The sequence below is a fragment of the Pseudomonas sp. GW821-FHT09C09 genome (assembly GCF_059418105.1).
In genome coordinates this window covers 231,772-257,831 of sequence record NZ_JBWKPF010000008.1, presented here as the reverse complement: position 1 = coordinate 257,831, position 26,060 = coordinate 231,772, and the positions used below count along the sequence as shown (strand labels likewise).

At 61.3% G+C, this 26,060-nt stretch carries 21 protein-coding genes; 15 read left to right on the top strand and 6 right to left on the bottom strand.

All coding sequences use genetic code 11. The annotated features are described in order from the left end of the window. Window positions 1–3: 3 nt before the first annotated feature. The 9 genes from algK (at window position 4) to AC07NR_RS24110 (ending at window position 12,164) form a co-directional block, all read left to right on the top strand. Window positions 4–1,410, top strand: coding sequence for an alginate biosynthesis TPR repeat lipoprotein AlgK (gene algK, locus AC07NR_RS24150; protein ID WP_495079633.1), 1,407 nt, complete (start codon window positions 4–6; stop codon window positions 1,408–1,410). After that, entirely contained in the window at window positions 1,407–2,888 is a 1,482-nt protein-coding gene (locus tag AC07NR_RS24145) for an alginate export family protein (protein WP_495079632.1), read from the top strand. The genes algK and AC07NR_RS24145 overlap by 4 nt, the downstream gene beginning before the upstream one ends. A gap of 26 nt (window positions 2,889–2,914) precedes the next feature. Next, complete coding sequence (gene algG, locus AC07NR_RS24140) at window positions 2,915–4,501, top strand: mannuronan 5-epimerase AlgG (RefSeq protein WP_495079631.1); 1,587 nt, start codon at window positions 2,915–2,917, stop codon at window positions 4,499–4,501. Window positions 4,502–4,511: 10 nt separating this feature from the next. Beyond that, window positions 4,512–5,963, top strand: coding sequence for an alginate O-acetyltransferase (locus AC07NR_RS24135; protein WP_248738252.1), 1,452 nt, complete (start codon window positions 4,512–4,514; stop codon window positions 5,961–5,963). 8 nt (window positions 5,964–5,971) lie between these two features. Next, window positions 5,972–7,096 (top strand): mannuronate-specific alginate lyase, encoded by a 1,125-nt coding sequence (locus tag AC07NR_RS24130; RefSeq protein WP_495079630.1) that lies wholly within the window; start codon window positions 5,972–5,974, stop codon window positions 7,094–7,096. Between the two features lie 87 nt (window positions 7,097–7,183). Beyond that, a complete protein-coding gene (locus AC07NR_RS24125; protein ID WP_495079629.1) occupies window positions 7,184–8,749 on the top strand; it encodes an MBOAT family O-acyltransferase in 1,566 nt (521 codons plus the stop codon). Window positions 8,750–8,759: 10 nt separating this feature from the next. Further along, window positions 8,760–9,935 carry an alginate O-acetyltransferase gene (locus AC07NR_RS24120; protein ID WP_495079628.1) on the top strand — a complete coding sequence of 392 codons (1,176 nt, stop codon included), beginning with the start codon at window positions 8,760–8,762 and terminating at the stop codon, window positions 9,933–9,935. Between the two features lie 14 nt (window positions 9,936–9,949). Beyond that, window positions 9,950–10,606, top strand: coding sequence for an alginate O-acetyltransferase AlgF (locus AC07NR_RS24115; RefSeq protein ID WP_085711707.1), 657 nt, complete (start codon window positions 9,950–9,952; stop codon window positions 10,604–10,606). 106 nt (window positions 10,607–10,712) lie between these two features. Beyond that, complete coding sequence (locus AC07NR_RS24110) at window positions 10,713–12,164, top strand: mannose-1-phosphate guanylyltransferase/mannose-6-phosphate isomerase (protein ID WP_134825554.1); 1,452 nt, start codon at window positions 10,713–10,715, stop codon at window positions 12,162–12,164. Between the two features lie 78 nt (window positions 12,165–12,242). On the opposite strand, the gene AC07NR_RS24105 is transcribed toward AC07NR_RS24110, so the two are convergent. After that, entirely contained in the window at window positions 12,243–15,071 is a 2,829-nt protein-coding gene (locus AC07NR_RS24105) for an RHS repeat domain-containing protein (protein ID WP_495079627.1), read from the bottom strand. Between the two features lie 181 nt (window positions 15,072–15,252). Here AC07NR_RS24105 and AC07NR_RS24100 point away from each other — a divergent pair, with 181 nt between their 5' ends. Together AC07NR_RS24100 and AC07NR_RS24095 are read left to right on the top strand one after the other, a co-directional pair. Then, the gene (locus AC07NR_RS24100) at window positions 15,253–15,717 is read left to right on the top strand and encodes a multidrug transporter (RefSeq protein ID WP_248738256.1); all 465 of its coding nucleotides are present in this window, start codon (window positions 15,253–15,255) and stop codon (window positions 15,715–15,717) included. A 35-nt stretch (window positions 15,718–15,752) separates the two neighbouring features. Next, window positions 15,753–16,577: an SDR family oxidoreductase gene (locus AC07NR_RS24095; RefSeq protein WP_495079626.1), complete on the top strand. Its 825-nt coding sequence runs from the start codon at window positions 15,753–15,755 to the stop codon at window positions 16,575–16,577. A 7-nt stretch (window positions 16,578–16,584) separates the two neighbouring features. Here the strand turns inward: AC07NR_RS24095 and AC07NR_RS24090 are convergent, their stop codons facing one another. Continuing rightward, on the bottom strand, window positions 16,585–17,466 hold the full coding sequence (locus AC07NR_RS24090; RefSeq protein WP_495079625.1) for a LysR family transcriptional regulator: 882 nt from the start codon (window positions 17,464–17,466) through the stop codon (window positions 16,585–16,587). Window positions 17,467–17,574: 108 nt separating this feature from the next. On the opposite strand from AC07NR_RS24090, the gene AC07NR_RS24085 reads away from it, so the two are divergent. Beyond that, on the top strand, window positions 17,575–18,945 hold the full coding sequence (locus AC07NR_RS24085; RefSeq protein WP_495079624.1) for an MFS transporter: 1,371 nt from the start codon (window positions 17,575–17,577) through the stop codon (window positions 18,943–18,945). Beyond that, on the top strand, window positions 18,942–19,340 hold the full coding sequence (locus AC07NR_RS24080; protein WP_248738260.1) for a DUF4440 domain-containing protein: 399 nt from the start codon (window positions 18,942–18,944) through the stop codon (window positions 19,338–19,340). The genes AC07NR_RS24085 and AC07NR_RS24080 overlap by 4 nt, the downstream gene beginning before the upstream one ends. Window positions 19,341–19,385: 45 nt before the next feature. On the opposite strand, the gene AC07NR_RS24075 is transcribed toward AC07NR_RS24080, so the two are convergent. The 4 genes from AC07NR_RS24075 to AC07NR_RS24060 are packed head-to-tail and all read right to left on the bottom strand — an operon-like array spanning window position 19,386 to window position 24,164. Beyond that, window positions 19,386–20,249, bottom strand: a complete 864-nt coding sequence (locus tag AC07NR_RS24075; protein ID WP_495079623.1) for an efflux RND transporter periplasmic adaptor subunit — start codon at window positions 20,247–20,249, stop codon at window positions 19,386–19,388. A gap of 10 nt (window positions 20,250–20,259) precedes the next feature. After that, window positions 20,260–20,460 (bottom strand): DUF1656 domain-containing protein, encoded by a 201-nt coding sequence (locus AC07NR_RS24070; RefSeq protein ID WP_003221811.1) that lies wholly within the window; start codon window positions 20,458–20,460, stop codon window positions 20,260–20,262. Next, window positions 20,450–22,642: an FUSC family protein gene (locus tag AC07NR_RS24065; RefSeq protein ID WP_495079622.1), complete on the bottom strand. Its 2,193-nt coding sequence runs from the start codon at window positions 22,640–22,642 to the stop codon at window positions 20,450–20,452. The genes AC07NR_RS24070 and AC07NR_RS24065 overlap by 11 nt, the downstream gene beginning before the upstream one ends. Before the next feature lie 10 nt (window positions 22,643–22,652). Beyond that, window positions 22,653–24,164 carry an efflux transporter outer membrane subunit gene (locus tag AC07NR_RS24060; RefSeq protein ID WP_495079621.1) on the bottom strand — a complete coding sequence of 504 codons (1,512 nt, stop codon included), beginning with the start codon at window positions 24,162–24,164 and terminating at the stop codon, window positions 22,653–22,655. A gap of 182 nt (window positions 24,165–24,346) precedes the next feature. On the opposite strand from AC07NR_RS24060, the gene AC07NR_RS24055 reads away from it, so the two are divergent. Both AC07NR_RS24055 and AC07NR_RS24050 read left to right on the top strand, forming a co-directional pair. Next, the gene (locus AC07NR_RS24055; protein WP_085711718.1) at window positions 24,347–25,315 is read left to right on the top strand and encodes a LysR family transcriptional regulator; all 969 of its coding nucleotides are present in this window, start codon (window positions 24,347–24,349) and stop codon (window positions 25,313–25,315) included. Window positions 25,316–25,482: 167 nt separating this feature from the next. Then, window positions 25,483–25,932 (top strand): hypothetical protein, encoded by a 450-nt coding sequence (locus AC07NR_RS24050; RefSeq protein ID WP_495079620.1) that lies wholly within the window; start codon window positions 25,483–25,485, stop codon window positions 25,930–25,932. Window positions 25,933–26,060: the final 128 nt, after the last annotated feature.

The following is a 26,060-nucleotide window of genomic DNA, read 5'->3' as shown; positions in this document are numbered from 1 at the left end:
GACATGCCCGTGACGAGCCCTATCAGAATCCTGCCGGTCCCGCTGACGCTGGCCATGGCAATCGCTTTGGCCGGTTGCGCCGGCCTGCCCGACCAGCGTCTGGCCAACGAAGCGCTGAAGCGCGGCGACACCGCGACCGCCGCGCAAAACTACCGTGCGTTGGCCGATCTGGGTTACAGCGAAGCTCAGGTGGGTCTGGCCGACATCCAGGTCGACAGCCGCGACCCTGCGCAGATCAAACAGGCCGAGGCGACCTATCGCGCAGCGGCCGATGTGTCGCCGCGTGCCCAGGCCCGACTCGGCCGTTTGCTGGTGGCCAAGCCCGGCTCCACCGAGGCCGAGCATCACGAAGCCGAAACCCTGCTGAAGAAGGCCGCTGCCAACGGCGAAGGCAATACGCTGATCCCGCTGGCGATGCTGTACCTGCAATACCCGCACAGCTTCCCGAACATCAATGCCCAGCAGCAGATCGACCAGTGGCGCAAATCCGGTTACCCGGAAGCAGGTCTGGCGCAGGTGCTGCTGTATCGCACCCAGGGCACTTACGACCAGCATCTGGATGACGTGGAAAAGATCTGCAAGGCCGCGCTGCACACCACCGACATCTGCTACGTCGAACTGGCCACGGTCTATCAGAAACGTGCCCAGCCAGACCGGCAAGCCGAGCTGATCAAGCAAATGCAGGCCGGTTACAGCCGTGGCAGCGTCACGGCCCAGCGCGTGGACTCCGTTGCCCGTGTGCTCGCCGATTCGACCCTCGGCAAGACCGACGAAAAAACCGCGCAATCGCTGCTCGAACCGATCGCACCGGGCTACCCGGCCTCGTGGGTGACGCTGGCACAACTGCTCTACGACTTCCCGGAACTGGGCGATGTCGATCAGTTGATGAAGTACCTGGACAACGGCCGCGCCGCCGATCAGCCCCGCGCCGAGCTGTTGCTGGGCAAGCTCTACTACGAAGGCAAACTGGTGCCGGCCGACGCGAAAGTCGCCGAGGAACATTTCCAGAAAGCCGTCGGCCGCGAAGTCGCCGCCGACTACTACCTCGGCCAGATCTACCGCCGTGGCTACCTGGGCAAGGTCTATCCGCAGAAGGCTCTCGACCATCTGCTGACCGCTGCGCGCAACGGCCAGAACAGCGCCGACTTCGCCATCGCCCAACTGTTTTCCCAAGGCAAGGGCACTCAGCCAGACCCACTCAATGCCTACGTGTTCAGCCAATTGGCCAAGGCGCAAAACACCCCGCAAGCGGATGAACTGGCGACCACCCTCGCGGCGCAATTGCCCCCCGAGCGCCTGGCCGAAGCCCAGCGCCTGTTGCAACAGGAACAGGCCAGCCGTGGCGCCCTGAATCAGAACACGCTGCAACTGCACGCCCTGCAAGAAGAAGACGGCGAGGAAAAATTATGAAGTTGAATCCATTCGTGAAGGCCGGCATTGGCCTTACGTTCGCGCTGATCTGGTCTTGCCCGACACTGGCCGCGATCACTGAAACCAAGAACTTCGGCCTCGAAGTGAAAATCACCGGCCAGTCCGAAGACGACCGCGACCTCGGCACCGCGCCCGGCGGCGACGTCAACGGCGTCGGCCTCGACCTGCGTCCGTGGATCTACGGCGAAAGCGGCGCGTGGAGTGCCTATGCCATGGGCCAGGCCGTGACCTCGACCGACATCATCGAGACCGACACCCTGCAACAGTCCGACGGCGCCGAAACCACCGACAGCGGTGATCGCAAGACCAAGAAAAATTACCTGGCAATGCGCGAGTTCTGGGTCGGCTACAGTGGCCTGACGCCCTACCCCGGCGAGATTCTCAAGTTCGGTCGCCAGCGCCTGCGCAACGACGACGGCCAGTGGCGCGACACCAACATCGAAGCGCTGAACTGGACCTTCGACACCACTCTGTTGCGCGCCAACGCCGGTGTCGCCGAACGCTTCAGCGAATACCGCACCGACCTGAAAGAGCTGGCGCCGAAAGACAAGGATCGCCTGCACGCCTACGCCGATGCGGCGTATCAGTGGACACCGGGCAACTGGGTCGGCATTCGTGGCCATCACACCCACGATAACGGCAAACTCGATTACGCCGAGCCGGGCGTGCCCCGCGACACCCTCGACAAAACCCAGAACGGCGACATCAGCTGGCTCGGCCTGACCGCCGACAGCGACGCCTACAACTGGCGCAACACCAACACCGTCAACTATTGGGGCAGCATCACCGGCATGAGCGGTGACCGCGATACGGTCAACCCGCTGAATGCCGACGGTACCCGCCCGGCGCAGGCCAAGCGCAGCGAAGACATCAACGGCTGGGCCACCGACATCGGCGTGCGCCTGCGCCTCGATCCGCAGTGGCAGGTCGGTGCGGCCTATGCCCGTGCCAGCGCCGATTACCAACAGAACGGTCTGGAAAGCAACCGCTCCAACTACACCGGTACTCGCTCGCGGGTACACCGCTTCGGTGAAGCGTTCCGTGGCGAAATGAACAACATGCAGACCGCCACTTTGTTCGGTTCCTGGATGCTCAACGACCAGTACGACGCCAGCCTGATCTACCACAAGTTCTGGCGCGTGGACGGCAACAAGCCGGTGGGCAACAACGGCATCAACGCGGTGGAAAACAACACCGACGACGTGACCGGCGCAATCCTCTCCAGCACCTCGTTGCCACTGCAGGACGGCAACAAGGATCTGGGCCAGGAAATGGATCTGGTGGTCACCAAGTACTTCAAGCAAGGCCTGCTGCCGGCGGCGCTGAGCCAGTCGATCGACGAGCCTTCAGCGCTGGTGCGTTTCCGTGGCGGCGTGTTCAAGCCGGGTGACGCCTATGGCAGCCAGGTCGATTCGTACATGCACCGCGCGTTCATCGACGTGATCTGGCGCTTCTGATGCAAACCGCGAAGGGAGTGCCCGACATGAACAACCCAAGGAAAGGCTCGCTCAGCCTGTTGGCCGGCGCGATGCTGCTGGCCTCGACTGGCGCCTTCGCCACGGTCGAACCGGCGGCCCCTCAGCCAGACAAGCCGGTCACCATCGCCAAGGAGCTGCAACAGGCCAAGACCTACACCGTCAGCAGCGCGCCGACCGAGGCGCTGGAGCTGGCCAAGCCGAAACTGCCCGACCTCTCCGGCTTCACCGCCGAGGCCGCTGCCGCGAAGATCGTGCGCAGCAAACCGGGCAAGATCAGCGTGCGCCGGATGATGCAGGAAGACGCCCTGAAGGACTTTATCGGCGGTGACAACAAGATGGCCGAATGGGTGGTGCGTCAGCACGGCATCCCGCAGGCGATCTTCGTCGACGACGGTTACATGAACCTGAAAGAGCTGGCGCAGAAACTGCCCAAGCAGTACTTCAGCGAAACCTCGCCGGGCGTGTACCTGGCGAAATTGCCGATCGTCGTGGGCCGCAAAGGCATCCTCGAAATCGACGGCCAGACCCAGGAATTGCGCCTGTCCCAGGAGGCCGGTTCGTTCCTGGTCAACGACGGTCAACTGTTCGTGCGTGACACCAAAGTCACCGGCTGGCGCGAGAAGGACAACGGCCCGGCAACGTTCCGTTCGCCGAAGGAATTCCGCCCGTTCCTGCTGGCCTGGGGCGGCACCGAGACCTACATCGTCAACAGCAAGATGGCCAGTTTCGGCTACGCCAACAGTAAGTCCTACGGCGTGAGTATTTCCCAGTACACGCCGAACATGGCCAAGGTGCTCAAGCGTCCCGAGCCGACCGGCTGGATCGTCGGTTCTGAGTTCTCGGACATGTGGTACGGCTTCTACTGCTACGAGACCCGCGACTTCGTGGTCAAGGGCAATACCTACAAGGACAACATCGTCTACGGCATCGACCCCCACGACCGTTCCCACGGTCTGATCATTGCCGAGAACACCGTCCACGGTACCAAGAAGAAGCACGGGATCATCATTTCCCGTGAGGTGAACGACAGCTTCATCTTCAACAACAAGAGCTTCGACAACCACCTCTCCGGTCTGGTGATCGACCGTAACAGCGTGAACAACATCGTCGCCTACAACGAGATCTACAAGAACCACACCGACGGCATCACGCTTTACGAGTCCGCCGACAACCTGCTGTGGGGCAACAAGGTCATCAGCAACAAGCGCCACGGCATCCGCATTCGTAACAGCGTGAACATCCGCCTCTACGAAAACATCGCCATGGCCAACGGCCTGACCGGCGTCTACGGCCACATCAAGGACCTGACCGACACCGACCGCGACATCAAGCTCGACCCGTTCGACGCCCAGGTTTCGCTGATCGTGGTAGGCGGTGAACTGGCGGCCAATGGCAGCGGCCCGATGGCCATCGACTCGCCGCTGAGCGTCGAGTTGTACCGCGTGTCGATGCTGGCACCGACCAAATCCAGCGGCATCAGCTTCAACGGCGTGCTGGGTGATCGTCAGGATGAAATTCTCGACCTGCTGGTGCGCCAGCAGAAAGCCGTGCTGATCGACCCTGTCGAACGCCAGACCGAAATGCGGGACTGAGGATAATTTTATGCACCCACACCTGATCAAATTACTCAGCCTGTCGGCCCTGACCGTGGGCATTCTGGCGGCCAGCAACGGCGCCCGCGCGGATGAAGTCCAGGCACCGAAATTCACCGCCGAACCTTGCTGCAGCCTGTGTCCGGCCGCCCATGACGCGAAGAACTACACCACGCGTTATCAGCAGAACTTCACCACGCTGGTGCAAGCCCAGGGCGACTGGCTGTTCCGGACCCAGGAAGACCTGCGCACCGAGTTCAACACCACCCCGGCCGGCTACAAACGCCTGCAACAGTTGCACGATGCGTTCAAGGCCAAGGGCGTCGAACTGGTGATCGTCTACCAGCCGACCCGTGGCCTGGTGAACCGCAACAAGCTCAACCCGGCGGAAAAAGCCGCGTTCGATTACGAGAAAGCGCTGGGCAACTACAAGACCATGCTCGGCCGTTTTGCGCAGATGGGTTACGTGGTGCCGGACCTGTCGCCGCTGACCAACGAATCGCTGCCCGACACCCTGCCCGCCCACGATTTCTACTTCCGTGGTGACCAGCACTGGACGCCGTACGGTGCGCAGCGCACGGCGAAAATCGTCGCCGAGAAGGTCAAGCAGATCCCGGCCTTCGCCGACATTCCCAAGCGTGAGTTCGAGACCAAACGCTCCGGACGCATGGGCAAGACCGGCACCCTGCACAACATGGCCGGGCAGTTGTGCGGCACCAGTTACGCGATCCAGTACATGGACCAGTTCACCACCGAGCCGAAAGGCGAAGCTGGCGACGGCGATCTGTTCGGTGACTCCGGCAACCCGCAGATCACCCTTGTGGGTACCTCCCACAGCGGCAAAAATTACAACTTCGCCGGCTTCCTCGAAGAAGCCATCGGCGCCGATATTCTCAATGTCGCCTTCCCCGGCGGCGGTCTGGAAGGTTCGATGTTGCAGTACCTGGGCAGCGACGAATTCCAGAAGACGCCGCCGAAAATCCTCATCTGGGAGTTCTCGCCGCTGTATCGCCTCGACCAGGAAACCATCTATCGCCAGATGATGTCCCTGCTCGACAACGGCTGCGAAGGCAAAGACGCACAAATGTCCGCCAGCACCACGCTCAAGCCCGGCGGCAAACAGGAACTGCTGGTCAACAGCAAGAACCTGAACCTGCAGAACAGCGGCCATCAGGTCGACATCCGCTTCGCCGACCCCTCGGTGAAGAAACTGCAAGCCACCCTCTGGTACATGAACGGTCGCCACGAGGACATCAAGATCGAGAAACCGGAAACCTCCGACACCGACGGTCGTTTCGCCTTTGAGTTGCGCACGGACGAAGACTGGGCCTCGCAGAACCTGCTGGCGGTCGAAGTCCAGGGCCCGGATGCGGGCACCGCGCCACAGAAAGTCGAAGCGAAAATCTGCAAACGCAACGTATTCCCGGGTGCTGGGCAACAAACCGCTCAGGTCGGGCAATGAGGTCTGCCATGCGAAACCGAACGATCAAACACCTGCTTGCGCCTTCCCTGCTGACCCTGGCGATGTTCGCCGGGGCCACTCAGGCCGCCGCGCCACTGCGTCCGCCCCAGGGCTACTTCGCCGCCGTGGATAAATTCAAGACCGGCGACAAGAGCGAAGGCTGCGACGCGATGCCGGCGCCCTACACCGGGCCGCTGCAATTTCGCAGCAAATACGAAGGCTCGGACAAGGCCCGCGCCACGCTGAACGTGCAGTCGGAAAAGGCCTTCCGCGATACCACCAAAGACATCACCACCCTGGAACGCGGCACCGCCAAGCGGGTGATGCAGTACATGCGCGACGGTCGCCCGGAACAGTTGGATTGCACGCTGAACTGGCTGGCTACTTGGGCTCGGGCGGATGCATTGATGTCCAAAGACTTCAACCACACCGGCAAGTCGATGCGCAAATGGGCGCTGGGCAGCATGGCCTCTTCGTACATCCGCCTGAAATTCTCCGACTCCCATCCGCTGGCCCAGCACCAGCAGGAAGCGCAGTTGATCGAAGCCTGGTTCAGCAAGATGGCCGATCAGGTGGTCAGCGACTGGGACAACCTGCCGCTGGAAAAAACCAACAACCACTCGTACTGGGCAGCGTGGTCGGTGATGGCGACGTCCATCGCCACCAACCGCCGCGACCTGTTCGATTGGGCGGTCAAGGAATACAAGGTCGGCGTCAATCAGATCGACGCCGACGGCTACCTGCCGAACGAGCTCAAGCGCCAGCAACGCGCCCTCGCCTACCACAACTACGCCCTGCCGCCGCTGGCGATGATCGCCAGTTTCGCCCAGGTCAACGGTGTCGATCTGCGTCAGGAAAACAACGGCGCGCTGAAACGTCTGGGTGACCGGGTGCTGGCCGGCGTGAAAGATCCCGGGGACTTCGAGAAGAAGAACGGCAAGGAACAGGACATGACCGACCTGAAAGAGGACATGAAATTCGCCTGGCTTGAGCCGTTCTGCAGCCTCTACACCTGTTCGCCGGATGTGATCGAGAAGAAGCACGGGATGCAGCCGTTCAAGACGTTTCGCCTCGGCGGCGACCTGACCAAGGTCTACGACCCGTCCCACGAGAAAGGTAACAAGGGCAGTTAGTCGCAGATCGTTTCACCCCTCCAATTCCACGGGGGGTTTGGGGGGGCTTTGGCCCTTGACTGTTGGTTCAAACATGGAGAGATCGGGATGGTATTTTCATCCAACGTGTTCCTGTTTCTGTTCTTGCCGATCTTTCTCGGCTTGTACTACCTGAGCGGGCAACGCTATCGCAATTTGCTGCTGCTGATCGCCAGCTACGTGTTCTATGCGTGGTGGCGGGTGGACTTCCTGGCGCTGTTCGCCGGCGTCACCCTGTGGAACTACTGGATCGGCCTGAAAGTCGGCGCCGCCGGCGTGCGCACCAAACCGGCCCAGCGCTGGCTGCTGCTCGGCGTGGCGGTGGACCTGTGCATCCTCGGCTACTTCAAGTACGCCAACTTCGGCGTCGACAGCATCAACGCGATGATGACCTCGGTCGGTCTCGAGCCGTTCATCCTGACCCACGTGCTGCTGCCGATTGGTATCTCGTTCTACATCTTCGAGTCGATCAGCTACATCATCGACGTCTATCGCGGCGACACCCCGGCGACCCGCAACCTGATCGACTTCGCGGCGTTCGTGGCGATCTTCCCGCACCTGATCGCCGGTCCGGTCCTGCGTTTCCGTGACCTGGCCGACCAGTTCAACAACCGCACCCACACCCTCGACAAGTTCTCCGAGGGCTGCACGCGGTTCATGCAGGGTTTCATCAAGAAGGTGTTCATCGCCGATACCCTGGCCCTGGTTGCCGACCACTGTTTCGCCCTGCAAAACCCGACCACGGGCGATGCCTGGCTCGGCGCGCTGGCTTACACCGCGCAGCTGTATTTCGACTTCTCCGGTTACAGCGACATGGCCATCGGCCTGGGCCTGATGATGGGTTTCCGCTTCATGGAAAACTTCAAGCAGCCGTACATCAGCCAGTCGATCACCGAGTTCTGGCGTCGCTGGCACATCAGCCTGTCGACCTGGCTGCGTGACTACCTGTACATCACCCTCGGCGGTAACCGTAAAGGCACGCTGATGACCTATCGCAACCTGTTCCTGACCATGCTCCTCGGTGGTCTGTGGCACGGCGCGAACATCACTTACATCGTCTGGGGTGCATGGCACGGCATGTGGCTGGCGATCGAGAAAATGCTCGGCCTCAATACCTCGCCGCGCAGCCTTAACCCGATCCGCTGGGCGCTGACCTTTCTGCTGGTGGTCATGGGCTGGGTGATCTTCCGCGCCGAGAACCTGCACGTGGCCGGGCGCATGTACGGCGCGATGTTCAGCTTCGGCGACTGGTCGCTGTCGGAACTCAATCAGGCCAGCCTCACCGGTCTGCAGGTCGCAACCCTCATTGTGGCGTACGTGACCCTGGCGTTCTTCGGCCTGCGTGATCTGTACACCAATCAGCCTCCGGTCAAAACCAAACCTGCGGTCAACGTCGAGTCCGATGGCCCTGCCGCAGCAACCCCGGGCCTGATCAAGGCTGCCCCCGGCGAAAACCCGGCGAGCATCCACGAACCTGGCTACACCGTCGGCGTCGACGCCCAGGTGCAACCGGCGTACTGGACGGCGGACTGGTCGCGCTACGTGATGCGCGGGCTGATCCTGCTGCTGTTCATCGCCTCGATTCTAAAACTCTCGGCGCAAAGCTTCTCGCCGTTCCTTTACTTCCAGTTCTGAGGGATCTGACATGACCCGCTCATTACGCATCTTCTACATCGCGCTGTTTCTGGTGACCCTGCTGGTGCTCGGTCTGTGGTCGGTGCGCAGCTTCTTCGGCTTCAGCACCAATGCCGACGCGACGGTACTCAACGGCCGCTGGACCAAAGCCGTGGAAACCCACTACGACGATGAATTCCCGATCAAGCGTCTGGGCACCAACCTCTGGGCCGCGCTGGATTTCAAGCTGTTCAACGAAGGTCGTCCGGGCGTGGTGCTCGGTCGCGATCAGTGGTTGTACAGCGATGAGGAATTCAACCCGATCGTCAACGAAGAGCTGAACCTGCAAGGCAACTACGCGCTGGTCGAAGGCGTGCGCCAGACCCTGAAAGAGAAAGGCGTGAAACTGGTGATGGCGATCGTGCCGGCCAAGGTTCGCCTGTACCCGGAACACCTGGGTGAAGTGAAACCGGCGAGCATCCACGCCAACCTCTATCAGGACTTCCATGCCCGTGTCGCGGCCGACAAGATCCTCGCTCCCGACCTGCTCGGCCCGCTGCAAAAGGCCAAGCAGAACGGTCAGCAAGTGTTCCTGCGCACCGACACCCACTGGACCCCGGAAGGCGCGGAAATCGCCGCCAACACCCTGGCGAAAACCATCGCCGACAAGTTTCCGCTCAGCGGCGAGCCGCAGCGTTTCGTCACCACTGCGGCGGAGAAAGTCACGCACAAGGGCGACCTGCGTCTGTTCCTGCCGCTGGATCCGCTGTTCGAAAACCTGATGCCGGCCAAAGAGCCGCTGCAAAAGCGCAACACCGTGGCCGCCGCCGAGCAGCCTGCCGGTGACGACGCGCTGTTCGCCAACAGCGAAGTGCCGGTCGCGCTGATCGGCACCAGCTACAGCGCCAACCCAAACTGGAACTTCGTCGGTGCGCTCAAACAAGCGCTGCACAGCGACGTCGTGAATTACGCCGAGGACGGCCACGGCCCGATCCTGCCGATGCTCAGCTACCTGAAAAGCGATGACTTCAAGAACAGCCCGCCACAGGTGCTGATCTGGGAGTTTCCTGAACGATATCTGCCTGTGAACAACGAAATCGGCGACGCCGACCCGCAGTGGGTCGCAGAGCTTAAACAAGCCGGCGCGCGCCAACAAAACGTAGCGGTAAACACTAAATCCGAGACGCCCGATCGGGCGCAAAACTGAAAGAGAGGTACACCATGACTTTCACTACAACTCCTCGTCGTCTCGCCAAACGCATTGCTCTGGTCGCTGGCCTCAGCGTGCTGTCGGTCCAGGCCTTCGCCGGTGGTGACGCTGCGCTGTACGGCCCGACCGCACCGAAAGGCTCGACCTTCGTGCGGGTCTACAACGCCAGCAACGCTGAAGTCAGCGCCACCGTCGGCAGCACCAATCTGAGCGACGTCGCGCCGCTGGCCAGCAGCGACTTCAGTTTCATGCCGGGCGGTGACTACAGCGCCAAGGTCGGCAGCCAGACCCTGCCGGTGAAACTCGCCGGTGACCACTACTACACCCTGGTCAACAACGCTTCCGGCGCGCCGCAACTGATCGAAGAACCGCCGTTCAAGAACAAGCAGAAATCCCTGGTCCGCGTGCAGAACCTCAGCGACAAGCCGCTGACCCTGAAGACCGCCGACGGCAAGACCGACGTGGTGCCGAACGTGGCCGCCAAGGGCCGTGGCGAGCGTGAAATCAACCCGGTGAAAGTCAGCCTGGCGCTGTACGAGGGCGACAAGAAAGTCGGCGACGTGAAACCGGTCGCCCTGGAACGCGGTGAAGCCGCGGTGCTGTACGTCACCGGCAACGGCAGCAACCTGTCGCCAGTCTGGGTGAAGCGCCCGGTATCGACTCGCTAAGCACATGAAACCGGGCAGCCGTCGCTGCCCGGTACGGAATAACAACAAGAGTGAAACGACACAACGTTCGTGGCTCTGACCCAATCGATTTTATGGAGTAAACAATATGATTCCGGTGATCTTGTCAGGTGGTAGCGGTTCACGTCTTTGGCCGCTTTCGCGCAAGCAGTTTCCCAAGCAGTTCCTCGCCCTGACCGGCGAACACACACTGTTCCAGCAAACCCTCGAGCGTCTGGTGTTCGAAGGCATGGACACCCCGATCGTGGTCTGCAACAAGGATCACCGCTTCATCGTCAACGAACAGCTGAGCAACCGGAACCTGGAATGCCAGCGCATCCTGATGGAGCCGTTCGGCCGCAACACCGCGCCGGCGGTGGCGCTGACTGCGATGATGCTGGTCAATGAAGGTCGCGACGAACTGATGCTGGTGCTGCCGGCCGACCACGTTCTCGAAGACCAGAAAGCCTTGCAACGTGCGTTGGCCCTGGCCACCGTGGCGGCAGAAAACGGCGAGATGGTGTTGTTCGGCGTGCCGGCCACCAAACCGGAAACCGGTTATGGCTACATCAAATCCACCGGCGATTCACTTCTGCCGGAAGGCGTCAGCCGCGTCTCGCACTTCGTGGAAAAACCCGACGTCAAACGCGCCACCGAATACGTCGAGTCCGGCGGTTACTACTGGAACAGCGGCATGTTCCTGTTCCGTGCCAGCCGCTTCCTCGAAGAGCTGAAAAAACACGACCCGGACATCTACGACACCTGCCTGCTGACCCTGGAGCGCAGCACTCAGGACCCGGACACCATCACCTTCGACGAAGCCACCTTCGCCTGCTGCCCGGACAACTCCATCGACTATTCCGTGATGGAAAAGACCCAGCGCGCCTGCGTGGTGCCGCTGACCGCCGGCTGGAGCGATGTCGGCTGCTGGTCGTCGCTGTGGGAAGTCAACGAGAAGGACGCCAACGGCAACGTCAGCAAGGGCGACGTGGTGATCCAGGACAGCAAGAACTGCATGATCCACGGCAACGGCAAACTGGTGTCGGTGATCGGTCTGGAAAACATTGTCGTGGTCGAGACCAAGGACGCCATGATGATCGCCCACAAGGACAAGGTCCAAGGCGTCAAGCAGATGGTCAACACCCTCAACGAGCAGGGACGCAGCGAAACCCAGAACCACTGCGAGGTCTATCGTCCGTGGGGCTCCTACGACTCGGTGGACATGGGCGGGCGTTTCCAGGTCAAGCACATCTCGGTCAAACCGGGCGCGTGCCTGTCGCTGCAGATGCACCACCACCGCGCCGAACACTGGATCGTGGTCAGCGGCACCGCCGAAGTGACCTGCGATGAAAACGTGTTCCTGCTCTGCGAAAACCAGTCGACCTACATCCCGATCGCCTCGGTGCACCGTCTGCGCAACCCGGGCAAGATCCCGCTGGAAATCATCGAAGTGCAGTCGGGCTCGTACCTGGGTGAAGACGATATCGAGCGCTTCGAAGATATCTACGGTCGCTCCACCCCGATCGAACGCGGCGTGTCGGTGAAAACCATCGCGCAGTGATCGCTCTGTAATTAAAAGCCCCTGTCCAGCCTGCTGCGTCCCCTATCCGCAGTGGGTTGGGCGGGGGCTTTTTGGGCTTCAGCTGTACGACTGCTGCCGGGGTGCAGGAGACTTCGCTCGAGCCCCTCGTTTGACCGAGTGCCGATTACCGGCATAGGGCGTCGGCCCAACCAGCGCGATGAAGTCCTGACTCCTGTTCAGCGCCTGAACAACGACCGGAGTTTGCGCAGACAGCTCGGAAACCTTTTCGAAGATCTCCTCAGTTACATTGCTGGACACAGCCAGTTCGTCCTTGATCGCCTGTGTTCTGAATTCCAGCATGTCGATCACCGCTGGCGTTTGTTCGTAAGCTTCGCTCAGTGCTTCTGCATTCAATCCTTGCGAGGCACGGTAGAACTCAATTCCGGTTCTTATCAGGCCCGGCACCTCCGAACCCAGCTTGCCACCCACCTTGTCAATCGTTTTATCGACCGCCACTCTGGTGAGCCGGGCGCGTCCTTCTGGTGTACGTGGATCCGATGCCGCGAGTTCGAATCCTAGCGTTGCCAGACCCGGCCTCTTTTTCGGCTCGACGCTTTCGATGAAAGCCCTGGGATTCATTTCATTGCCTTTGAAATTGATCGCGCGATCCAGTTGAAAGGCGTCCACCACTCTGGACACAAGGCTGCCTGCTGCCATTGATGCAGCCTTTTCCCCGGCAACGGTACCCAATGTCGCACCAGCCGGACCAAACAGCCCGCCAATGGCGCCCCCTGCGACGGAGCCTGCCGCGCTGGCGCCGGCGCTGACTGCGGAACTGCCCAATTGCGTGATGACGCGTCTGCCCAGCCCCTGAAAACGTTGACGGGCATACAGGTGATTCATGATGGAGTTGCGGGTGTTCGCAACAGCCGATGACACTGCTGACAACAAGGCCTGCTGTTTGTCCACGCTGCTGTTCAATTCATCGGCTTCGGTTTTGCCTCCCCCGTCGCTGTCGAAAAAAGTGACCGGCGAATTGGCGACCATACGGTACAGATTGAGCCCGTCGATCATGCCTTTGGGGTCCGGATTCAACCAATGCTGCAACCACGGGATGTAGTAGCGCAGACCGAAAGAGTCGAGCCCGGTCGCATCACGCTCCTTGCCCGAGTAACGGATGTATTTGTAGCTGAATTCGCCGTCCTTCCAGGCACTGGTACCGTATGGGTGAAACGTTTCCCGGCTGATCACCGCACCGTCATCGGCGGTTTCCAGACTGCCCGAACCCAGGCGATCAACATGCTGGTATCGAAATTGAATGTCGGCGCCCCAGGGCGGCGGACTCTCCCAACGCAGTACCCGAGCATTGTCGGCAATGATGACCTGCAACCGTTCGCCGGAACCGTTGTCGGTTCGCAACTCCAGCCCGGGCAAATAGCGCACATCGGCAACCAGGGTTCGGGCATTGGTTAACAAAGAGCGGATCTTGCGTACCCGCTGACTGCTGCCATCGTAGAGATAGACCTCGTGGTCGTTGAGCCCGGAGGCACGCGCCACCGGGCTGACCGATTGCAGTTGGTTGCGCAGGTTCCAGCTCAGCACCCGCCCCGCTTCCAGCTCCAGCAGGTTGCCTCTGCGGTCGTAGGCCGCTTCGATTTGCGGATCGCCGGGAATGACGTCCGTGTAAGGCAAAGTGTGGTTGCTGTAACTCGCCGGTTGCAGTTTGCGCCCGTGGCTTTGTGGCCCGACATGAATCAGGTTGCGCAGGTTGCCGCCGGGATCATATTCGTAAGTCTGCTGATAGTTGCTGACCGCCGCCGGATCGATGCGCCCCATCGATTGCGGGCCCTGATTGACAGTACCCGCTTCCCAGCCGGACGCCTTGGTCAGCTGATAAAGGCTGTCGTAGACAAAGCGGCTGACCGGCTCGATGCGCTGGTTGGCGAAGTAACGTATCGGCAGCGTCCTGTCTTCGATACTCAGGACATTGCCCACCCTGTCGTATCCATAAATCAGGTGTTGCAGCCCGAGACCGTGAGCGTCTTCGGACCGAAGGCCCAACAGGCGATCGTCTTCGGGGCGATAGGTCCGGTTGGTGTGCACACCGTTGCCGGCAGTATGCTGCGTGACATTGCCTTGCGCGTTGTAGCGGATGTCAGTGACCAGGATCTGCTCAGGCTCCCCTTTCAACTGCAAACGGCGCTCGTGCAAGCGGCCATCGACGGTCAGCGCGAATGCATGTCGGTTGTCTCGGGCATCCGTCTGTTCCAGCACATCGCCCAGCGCACCATGGCGCCACTGCGATGTTGCACCGACGCCAGGCTCCAACAGCCGCTGACGATCCGCCTCCAGCTCCGGCCAGTGGGGTGTCAGCGGGTCCAGCGTGAAATGGCGGGTGTCCTCGGTGCATGGGCCGCTGATGGCAAACGCGTTGAAAAGCACGCTGCCGGCCGGATGATCATGACGAATCAGCTGACCGAACTGGTTTCGCGACTGATTCCCGCTGCCGGGATGACCGTAGGTCAGGCGCTCGACACAACGCCGAGGCTCGCCCGTTCCTTCTTCGAATATCGCGACGGGGCGCAGCAGATAGTCGTGCTCGATCTCGCGCTGTGTCTGACGGCTGTCCCAACTGAACACCGTTTGCGTGGCGAGCCCCTTCAACTCGATTTGCGTGCCGGCATCGACGCTGTCCGAACGTATGACCGAGGCGTCCAGTACAAACACCTGCGTCAGATTGGCCGGCGTCAGCGGGTCGCCGGCCTGTGACAGCCAAAGCCGCGGATCCCAGTGTTTCACCGCATTCCCTGCCGGATCGTGAAGCGTGCGGTTAATCCGGAGATCGACCGGGCCGCCCTCGACGGTTCGACAATAGTCGACCGTGCGAACCGGCAAGCCGCGCGGGTCGACCACAGACACCCTCGGCGTATTGATGTGCAAGCTCATGGAGCGCGCTCCCCCGCAACCGGCACTCGTTGTGACTCTGGCATCTGAGCAAGCTCAGCGCTATTTCGGCTACTGTCAGAAATTACAGTCACGACCAACGGCGCACTCGATCAATCCGCGAATGTCCATTCCCGCGCCCCTTCGGTAGGATGGTCATCACGAGTTCAAGGAGCGTTCGAACATGTTCATCGGCGTCTTGCTGGTCATCACCTGGCTGATCCTGCTGTTGCGCTACCCGGCCAAAGCCTTGCCGGTGTCCATGGCGGCCGCCGTCGGCCTCGGGCTGGTGGCAATGTGGGTGGTGTGGCTGGACAACCGCGAGATCAAGCAACTGGCGCGGCTCGAGTTGCGCATCACCTATGCACCTGAGCAGTGCCCGGCGGATCGTCCGCTGCAATTGAAGCTGAACAACGGCAACGACGTACCGCTGACCGAACTGCGCTGGCGCATCGCGGCGTACGCGCCGGGCGACACCGTGAATCTGGCCGACAATCAATACGCCGCCCCGCGCTATCGCGGCCCCGGTGAACTGCAGGCCGGTGGCAATTGGGAAGACTGCTTGCCGATGCCGCCACTGCGTCCCGGTTATCGCCCGCAAACCCTGGAGTTTCGCGCCGAGCGATTGCAGGGTAGTTTCTCCGACTGATCCCCTCTCCCACTCTTTTGCACAAGGAATGCGCCATGCCCGTTGCGTTGATTACCGGTTGTTCCAGCGGCATCGGCCGCGCCCTCGCCGAGGCCTTCAAAGGCGCCGGTTACGAGGTATGGGCCAGTGCGCGCAAGGCTGAAGATGTCGCGGCACTCGCCGCTGCCGGGTTCACGGCGGTGCAACTCGACGTCAATGACAACTCCGCGCTGGAACAACTCGCCGAGCGAATCAACCAGCAACACGGCGGCCTCGATGTGCTGATCAACAATGCCGGTTACGGCGCCATGGGGCCGCTGCTCGACGGCGGCGTTCCGGCCATGCAGCGCCAGTTCGAAACCAACGTGTTTTCGATTGTCGGCGTGACCCGCGCGCTATTCCCGGTGCTGCGCCGGGCGAAGGGCCTGGTGGTGAATGTCGGCAGCGTCTCCGGGGTGCTGGTCACGCCATTTGCCGGGGCCTATTGCGCATCGAAAGCGGCGGTGCATGCGTTGAGCGACGCATTGCGCATGGAACTGGCGCCGTTCGGGATTCGCGTGATGGAAGTGCAGCCGGGGGCAATTCAATCGAGCTTCGCCAAGAATGCCGGGCATGAGGCCGAGCAATTGATCAACGAACAATCGCCGTGGTTTCCATTGCGTGAAGGCATTCGGGCGCGGGCCAAGGCCTCACAAGACAAGCCGACACCGGCCAGCGAATTTGCCGCCGAGCTGCTCAAGGCTGTGCAGCAGAGCAAGCCACCACGACTGATCCGCATCGGCAATGGCAGCCGGGCGTTGCCGTTGCTGGCGACGCTGTTGCCGAAAGGGTTGTTGGAGTCGACGTTGATGAAGCGCTTCGGCTTGCGCGGGCAACTCTGAAACCGCGTCAGCCCCAACCTTTCATGAAATCAATGAACGCCCGCACCTTCAGCGGCAGGTGCCGGGTGTCCGGGTACAGTGCGTACACGCCTTGTTGAGCGAAACGGTAATCCGGCAACAAACGCTGTAACCGCCCGGCATCCAGGTCTTCCTGAATCAGCCACTGCGGCAGAATCGCCACGCCTTGCCCGGTCAGTGCAAAGGCACGCAGGGTCGCCGAGTTGTCGGCGACGATGGCGGTTGTGCCCGGTTTAGGCTGGTAGAAATGCTCGGTGCCGGCCGGGTCGGTGACCGTCATTTCCGGCACTCGCCCATGCCCTAGTGTCGGCATCGATTCCAGCACCGCCAGAATTTCTACCGGTGCAAAATTCTCGACCAGCCCCGGTGCCGCCACGGCAAACACCTCGAACGTCGACAACTGCACCGCCCGCAGATTGGAGTCGTGCATGCGGCCCAGGCGGATCGCCATGTCAAAGCGTTCGGAGATCAGATCGGCATGGGTCGAAGAGGTGGACAAGTGAATGTTCAGTTGCGGCTGCTGTTGTCGAAACACCTCCAGCGCCGGCACCACCTGAGCCAGCGCGAACTCCACGGTAGTGGTGATGCGCAGCGTGCCCTTGAGCTGCGAGTGTTCCGAACGGGCCTCTTCGATGGCCAGCCGCGCTTCGTCGAGGGTGCGCAGACAACGTCGGTAAAAACGTTCACCGGCATCGGTCAGGGCCAATTGTCGGGTGTTGCGGGTGAGCAAGGTGACGCCCAACTCTTCCTCCAGCCGCTTGAGGTTGAAGCTCACCACCGCCCGCGTCTGCCCCAGCGTATCGGCGGCTGCGGTCAGCGAGCCGGCCTCGACCACGGCTTTGAAGGTATCGAATCGATCCAGGCTGACCATGTTCCGCTCGTCCACTGTCAAAATAGTTTTGACAAACTAGCAGTCAAACCAGCGTATTTCTATCGCCGCCAGCGCCCTACCCTGCACGCTTCATCACAGGGAGCTGCCATGGCCTATCGCTCGAAAGTCGCGCTGGTGTATTTGCTGGGCTTCGCCCTCGATTTGCTGAACATGTTCGCCGCCAGCATCGCCTACCCCGACATCGCCGCGCAGTTGCACGCTTCGGTGACGCAACTGGCGTGGATCACCAACGCCTACATGCTCGGGCTGACGCTGATCATTCCGATGAGCGTGTGGCTGGCGGCACGGGTGGGCGAGCGACGGCTGATCCTCGGTTCACTGCTGGTGTTCGGGATCGCCTCCGGGCTCATCGCCCAGGCGAGTTCGATTGAAAGCCTGATCGGCTGGCGACTGCTGCAAGGACTCGGTGGCGGGTTGTTGCTGCCGGTTGGTCAGGCCTTGGCCTATCGAGAGTTTCCGGCAACACAGCGCGCGCACTTCACCGGTGTAGTTCTGCTGGTGGCGCTGATGGTGCCGGCCCTGTCGCCGGCGGCGGGCGGCTTGATCGTAGAAGCGTTGTCTTGGCGCTGGATTTTCTACCTGAACTTGCCGGTGGCGCTCGTGGCTTTCGGATTGGGCCTGCTGTGGCTGAAACCGGATCAGGCAAGCAGCGAACGCCCGACACTGGACGCACGTGGCCTGCTGCTGGCGGTGTCGGCCCTGAGTCTGTTGTTGATTGCTGTCAGTCTGGCGAGCGAATCCGCAACCCGATATATCGCGGGCGGTGTCCTGCTACTCTGCGCCCTGAGCCTGTGGATCTACCTGCGTGATGGCTGGAGTAAACCGGGTGCAGTTCTTGATCTGCAACTGATCAGGAACCCGTCACTGCGCCTGGCGATGCTGATCTATCTGTTCGTGCCCGGCATCTTCACCGGCACCAACATGATCGCCGTGTTGTACCTGCACGATCTCGGTTTCGGCGCAGCACAAACCGGAGCGCTGATGCTGTCCTGGGCGGCCGCCTCGGGCGTGGCGATCATGCTGGGCAAACGCAGCTTCAACCGGATCGGCCCCAAGCCATTGCTGATTGCCGGGATGCTGCTGCAATGCCTGGGCATTGTCGTGCTGATGCAGATCGACCACCCCGCCAGCGTCCCGTTGATTTTCGCCTACGCCCTGATGGGGCTGGGCGGCAGTCTGTGCAGCGTCACTGCGCAGACCCTGGCGTTTGTCGGCATCACGCCGGAAAAAATGGGCCACTCCAGCGCCCTGTGGAACATCAACCGTCAACTCGGCTTCTGCCTCGGCGCGGCGCTGCTCAGCTCATTGCTGGGCGCGTTGGGCGCCAACGGTTTCCAATACTGCTTTCTCGCCGCCGCGTTGCTGACGCTGTTGCCGATGGCCGCCGTGCTGCGTTTCGATTCAACGAAAGTGCTCGCACTGCTGAACTCACCTGCCCTTCAGGAACAATCCACATGACTGACTACACCGCCTATTTTGACGAAGTGATCCAGGCCCATGAGGCCATCGAACGATGGTTTGCCGTGAAGGAGGAAGAAGCTGCACTGGAACGATTGCTGGCGCGTTTTTCGCCACGGTTTTCCATGGTGACGCCGCTGGGGCGTGTGCTGGATTTCGAGGCCTTGCGTGCGCTGTTTCAAATGGCGGGCGGCAAAAAGAGCGGGTTCAGGATCGAGCTCGGCGAGCTTTGCGGGATTGCTCTGCACGAACGCGGTGCGACGGTGAGTTACCGCGAGCAACAGAGCGATGCGAGTGGGTTGCAAACGGATCGACGTTCAACCGTGGTGTTTGAAAAAAACGAATCCGGGCAGGTGATCTGGCGGCATTTGCACGAAACGTTTTGCCAGGGCTGACAACAAGCCGATCCGGCGAGGGAGCATGCTCCCTCGCCACAAGGATTACTCGACAGCGTCCTGCTTCACCACCACGGTGCAGGTGATCCCCGCCGCCAGCAGCACACCCTCCGGCACCACATCGATATGAATCCGCACCGGCACCCGTTGCGCCAGACGTACCCAGTTGAACGTCGGGTTCACATCGGCGATCAGCTCGCGGCTTTCCGGGTTGTCACGGTCGTAGATCCCTCGGGAAATACTTTCCACGTGGCCCTTGAGGACTTCGCCACTCATCAGTTGCATGTCGGCTTTGTCGCCAACCCGCACGTGAGGCAGTTTGGTCTCTTCGAAGAAGCCGTAGACCCAGAACGAGTTCATGTCGACCACGGCCATTTTCGCTTCGCCAATACGGGCGTAGTCGCCGCGATGGACGTTGAGGTTGGTCACATAACCATCCACCGCCGCCCGCACTTCAGTGCGTTTGAGGTTGAGTTCGGCGGCTTCCAGTTGCGCTTGGGCCTGTTGGTAATCGGCCAGTGCGGAGTCGGCGATATTGCTGGCGTCGTCGCGATTTTCCTTGGAGATCACCAGCGCGTCCATGTCGGCGCGGCGGTGGGCGTTGACCCTGCGCATCTCCCACGTGGCCTTGCGCGAAGCCACCAGCGACTGCGCCTGCTTCACCGCCAGGCGGTAATGCTCGGGGTCGATCTGCATCAGCAGATCACCTTTCTTCACCAACTGGTTGTCGCGTACCGGCACATCGACCACTTCACCGGTGACGTCGGCAGCGACGTTGATGATGTCGGCGCGGACCCGACCGTCGCGGGTCCACGGGGTGTTCATGTAGTGCTCCCACAACGTGCGGCCGATCCACAGCGCCAGGGCCAGCACCAGCAGGGTCGCGAGCAGGCTGAAAAACTTTTTCATCAGAACGTTCTCAACGGTAGACAGTCAGCGCCATCGCGCCGAACAGACAGGTAAACAGGCTCAAACGCAACAGCGCCGGGTGCCAGAAAAAGCGGTACAGATCGAACCCCGACAGAAACCGGTCCAGCGCCCAGGCCAATGCCGCGGCGACGAAAAACATCAGGGTCATGGTCGGCATGTACACGCCGTGGAAGGCGATTTCACGAGGCATGGGCAAGTCCTTCGGGCTTGGCGATGGCGTACGCAGCAAGGGGCGATTGCGGGTCGAGCAACGAGGTGCGGATGAAGTGCAGGTAGCTTTTCACCCGCCGCAGTGCGGAGGTATCGAAATGCGGCGCAAACGGCTCATCGGTGGCGGCGACACGGCTGATCGCGTGATCAACGGCGACCAGTGCGCGTTCCAGATTGCTCGCATTCGGTTGCAGGAACAGCCGCACCAGCGAACGCCCCATGACCCGGATTGCCTGACGCCACGGTTGCGATTCGGCATAGGCCGGGTGCACCGGCAGGATCGCCTGTTCCTTGCGCAGCTCGATGATCGCGTGACCGACCTCCAGCACCACGAACATCCAGCGCAGCAGGTTTTTCTGCACCTGCGGCTGACCGGCAGCCAGACCGTAAGCCTGATGCATCAGGTCGCGGGTACGGCTTTCGAAGCTCGACGCCAGGCCCTTGAGCTTGCCGCTGATCGCGTACACCACTTGCCCGCGCAGGTCCTGCTCCAGGCGCTGCCACAACCAGCGGCTGTTCGGCGGCAGAATGATCGCGCCCGCGGCCGCGCAAACCAGCATGCCCATGACCATGGCGATGTAGTCGTTGATGAAGGTGTAGGGGTTGTAGATCGTCAGGTTGTCCGGCACGGAACCGGTGCTGAAGAAGATCAGCAGACCCAGGCCGACACCGGCGTACTGCGGCCGCGAGGCGAGGAACGAGCCGAGCACGATCACCGGCGCGAGCATCACGCACAGCAACGGAAAACCATCGATCCACGGGAAGATGAAAAACATTTCGACGAAGCCGATCAACGCCCCGAGGAACGTGCCGCAGGCCATCTGGAACGCCATGCGTTTCGGGTTCGGCGTCGCCGCCGACAGGCCCACGGTGGCGGCGGCAATCAGGGTCATGGTCGCGCCGCTCGGCCACGCGGTGGCGACCCAGTAACTGCCGAGTACGACGAGGATGAACGTGGCACGAATCCCCGAAGCTGCTGCAGCCCACCAACTGGTCTGCGGGGTGAACGGCTCGTCCCAGCGCTCACGTTCGTGGCTGTGATCGGCCAGCGAGGCGTGGGTCTGTGCATAACCGTGCAGGTCATCGACGAAGCGATAGAGCAGTTCGTACGCGGTGTGAAAATCCAGCAGCTCAGCGTCGCTCGGCCCACTCTCCTGGAAGGCCGCCCGCAGACTGCGCACCCGCGCCGGCAAACCTTCCTTGTACGCCGTCAGCGCCGTCACCAGACGCGCCGCATCCGGGCTGGTCAGGGCACGACCACTGAAGCCGTCGAGCACTTCGGCCAGATCCTGCAGGCCCGGCTTGATCGCTGCCACGACATGCTCTTCGCCATTGACGCGCAGGCGCTCCAGTAACTGGTGCAAGGCGTTGAACCGGGTGGTGATGCCCATGAACTCGCTGTTCAGGCGACTGAGCCGACCGTTGCGTCGACGCATGTGCGGGTCTTCGAACACGGTCACGCTGCGCAGCCCTTCCAGCCCCACCGCTTCGGCGATGAAGCGCACGTTGCTGGCCTCGAACGACTCTGGTTTGCTGCGCCCGCGCAAGCCATCGGTGACGAACAATGCAAACACACCGAAGCGCTGATACAAGGCGTTGCGCATCGCAGCGCTGGCGGTTTGCGGCAGGATCGCGGCGCTGACCAGGGTCGAGCAGAGAATCCCCAGCGAGATCTCCAGCACCCGCCACACTGCCGCCATGAACGCGCCATCGGGGTGGGCAAGCGCCGGCAGGCCGACCATCGCTGCCGTGTACCCGGCCAGCACAAAACCGTAAGCGCGGAAGTTGCGGCAACGGGCGGCGCCGGCCGAGCAGATGCCGACCCAGATCGCCAGCGAACCGAGGAACAGTTCGGTGTTCTGGGCGAACAGCGAAATCAGCGTGACCATCATCGCCGACCCGGCCAGGGTGCCGAGGAAGCGATAGAAACTCTTGGCGAACACCTGGCCGCTCTGCGGCTGCATGACGATGAACACGGTGATCATCGCCGTGCGCGGTTGCGGCAACTCCAGACGCATCGCCAGCCACAGGGTCAGGAACGCGGCAATCAACACCTTGAAGATGTACACCCAGGTCACGCCGTCGCTGCGCGCCCAGTCGAAGAAACCCCGGCGCCATTCCAGGGAGTAGAGCCAGCGCAAAGGTGCGGGCAAGGGAGTCATTAAGGCTTGCTCAGTGGTTGAGGGCTTGAAGAAGGGCCGGGGTTTTCGGTGCGGCGGTCTGTTCGGCGGTCGGCACGTCTTTACCCGCACCAAGGCCACCGCCCAATGCCGTCACCAGTTCCGCATGGGCACTCAAGCGCGCGGCCTGCACCTGCTGCTGAACCTGTTGCTGCTTGAACAGCAGGGTCTGGGCGTTGAGCACGTTGAGGTAATCGGTGAGGCCGCGCTGGTAGGCGATCATCGCGATGTCGTAAGTCTTTTGCGCGGTGGCCACGGACTCGGCGGCGAAGGTCTGCTGCTTGTCCATCGACTCGCGGCGGATCAACTGGTCGGAGATGTTCTTCAGCGCATTGACCAGGGTCTGGTTGTAATGCGCGACGGCGATGTCATAACCCGCCGAGGCTTCACCGAGTTCGGCACGCAGTCGCCCGCCGTCGAAGATCGGCAGCGAGATCGCCGGCCCGACGTTGTAGTTGAGCTTCTTGCCGGTCAAAAACTCCAGCGCCCCGCCACCGGTGGCCATATAGCCGAGGCTGCCGACCAGATCGACGTTGGGGTAGAAACCGGCATGCGCGACATCAATCCCGCGTGCCTGGGCCGCCACTTGCCAGCGACTGGCGACCACGTCCGGACGCTGGCCGAGCAATTCAGCGGGCAACGCCGACGGCAGTTTCAGTGGCGCACCGAGGGACAGGGTCGGACGCTGCAATTGCGCACCGGCGCCTGGGCCTTTGCCGGCCAGTGCCGCGATCTGGTTGCGGCTCAGGGCGATTTCTTCGTCCAGCGCATCCAGTTGCCGATGGGTTTCCGGCAGCGGGGTTTCGGCCTGGCTGACTTCGAAGTGCGTGCCGATCCCGCCGTTCAGGCGTTTCTGCGCCAGTTCGAGAATCTGCTGTTGCTGCTTGAGCGTCGCCGCGACGATGTCGCGCTGGGCGTAATGCAGCGACAGTTCGATGTAGGCGCGCACGATGTTGTTCTGCAACTCGAGCTGCGCCTGCCGCGCCTCGGCAGCGCTCATGTGCGCCAGATCGACGGCACGCTCGGTGCTGTTGCTTTCACGGCCCCAGAGGTCGAGGGCGTAACTGAAACCCAGTGCGGCGTTGTTGTCCCAGGTGGTGCTGTTGGCCAGCTCACCGGGGCCGTAGAACTGGTCGGTCGGCCAGTTGTGACGCTTGAGGGTCGACTCGCCATTGATCTGCAACGACTCGGCGGCTTCGGCGACACCGGCCATGGACCGGGCCTGACGCACTCGCGCGGCGGCCATGGCCATAGTCGGGCTGCCTTGCACGGCCAGGTCGATCCAGCGATTGAGTTGCGGGTCGCCGTAGGCTTGCCACCATTGAGCGGTGGGCCAGTTTGCGTCACGGGCGGCGTGGGCGATGGCCTCGTCGGTGGCCAGTTCATTGGCGTCCAGAGCCTTGCCCTGCGGGGCAATCCCTCCGGTTCCGATGCAGCCGCTGAGACCTAACGAAATAGCCAGAACACTGAGCGGCAAAAGCGCTCTGTTGATGCGACGCGGCACTGCTGCGAATTCCTGAGGTGGGGGATGTTTCGAGGTGGGCGCAATTCTAGGGGGCGCCCTGAACGGCGATAAGCTGGGTTTTCTGCGAATCTTTGTTACGGTTAACGAGATAATCCCTTGGTCGGGGGTCTCAGCCCCTGAAACTTCGTGTCACAATTTGCCATCTCCCTTGAGAGCACCCCATGGACACTTTGCAAAACATGCGCGCCTTCAGTTGTGTGGCCGAAGCGGGCAGCTTCACCGCCGCCGCCGTGCAACTCGACACCACCACCGCCAACGTCTCGCGCGCGGTCTCCAACCTTGAGGCCCACCTGCAAACCCGCCTGCTGAACCGCACGACCCGGCGCATCGCGCTCACAGAGGCCGGCAAGCGCTACCTGCTGCGCTGCGAGCAGATCCTCGCCTACGTCGAAGAGGCCGAAGCCGAAGCCAGCGAAGCCCACGCGCGCCCGGCCGGTCAGTTGAAAGTGCACACCATGACCGGCATCGGCCAGCACTTCGTGATCGACGCCATCGCCCGCTACCGCAAGACCCACCCGGACGTGACCTTCGACCTGACCATGGCCAACCGCGTGCCGGACCTGCTGGACGAAGGCTACGACGTGTCCATCGTCCTCGCCCGCGAACTGCCGGATTCGGGTTTCGTCTCGCAACGCCTGGGCATCACCTACAGCATCGTCTGCGCCTCCCCGGCCTACGTGAAAGCCAACGGCTGCGCGCAAAAACCCAGCGACCTGCTGAACCACGCCTGCCTGCGCCTGGTGAGCCCGGTGATCCCCCTGGAAAAATGGGCCTTCGATGGCCCGGAAGGCCAGGAAATGGTCACCATCAACAGCTCACCCTTCCTGGTGAACTCCGCCGACGCGATGAAAACCGCGATCACCAGCGGGATGGGTGTCGGTGTATTGCCGGTGTACGCCGCGATTGAAGGCTTGCGCAACGGCTCGCTGGTGCGGGTGATGCCGAACTACCGCTCACAGGAACTGAACCTGTATGCGATCTACCCGTCACGGCAGTATCTGGATGCGAAGATCAAGACCTGGGTCGAGTATCTGCGTGGGTCGTTGCCGGAGATTCTGGCGGGGCATCAGGCGGAACTGGCGGCTTATGAGATGAGTGGGAGTCTGGCGGGGGTGCGGGTGGCGAATTAATAAATGTATAGAAGTCAAATGGCGTACTTCGGATCAAAAAAACTTCTATGATGCAAGCCTTAATAACTACACGATCTAAAATACTGTCAAAACTGACAGTGGTCGTTTCAGGGCAGAACGTGAAAACTGTCTCCTCGAAACATAAACCCACTGTTAAGGAAAATGACATGAAAAGAAGTGCAAGCGGGACATTCAATTTAAAGTTCCACAATAACTTTAAATTCCCCACCTATAACGGAATCGTATTTTTTTTCTATAACACGCCCCCCAACATGGTTCTACTGAGCGAAGAGGACCTTAATCAGACCGAATCAAACTCCATCGGACTCACGCTCTCAAAAGCCATTCCCGTGGGCAGGCACGAAATCCATCCCGGCAACCAATTCCTAAAAACTCTACCCGACTTTTTCGAAAAGTACGAAGACGCAAATGGCGAAGTTATTGTAAGGGAGAAATATCCCGCAAAAAATAACGCAGGTTATATTGTCGTTAAAGAAGTCGACGCTGACGCCGGTATTTTAGTCGCAGACATCAGCTTCACGATCGAATCAAAGTCTACGGGCGAAACCTATCAAGCCTCTGGCAAAATTGACGTGCAGGGCTGGACAGTTCCGTAATTACATAATTGCCGACCCACTCGCCAGCCGTTCAGAAGAAGTATCCAAATCTTTCCGAATGGCTGGTGAGACTTTACGTAAATGCACTCTCGCAGAACGCGGCCGAAGAATGTTAGCTTGCTTGGCAA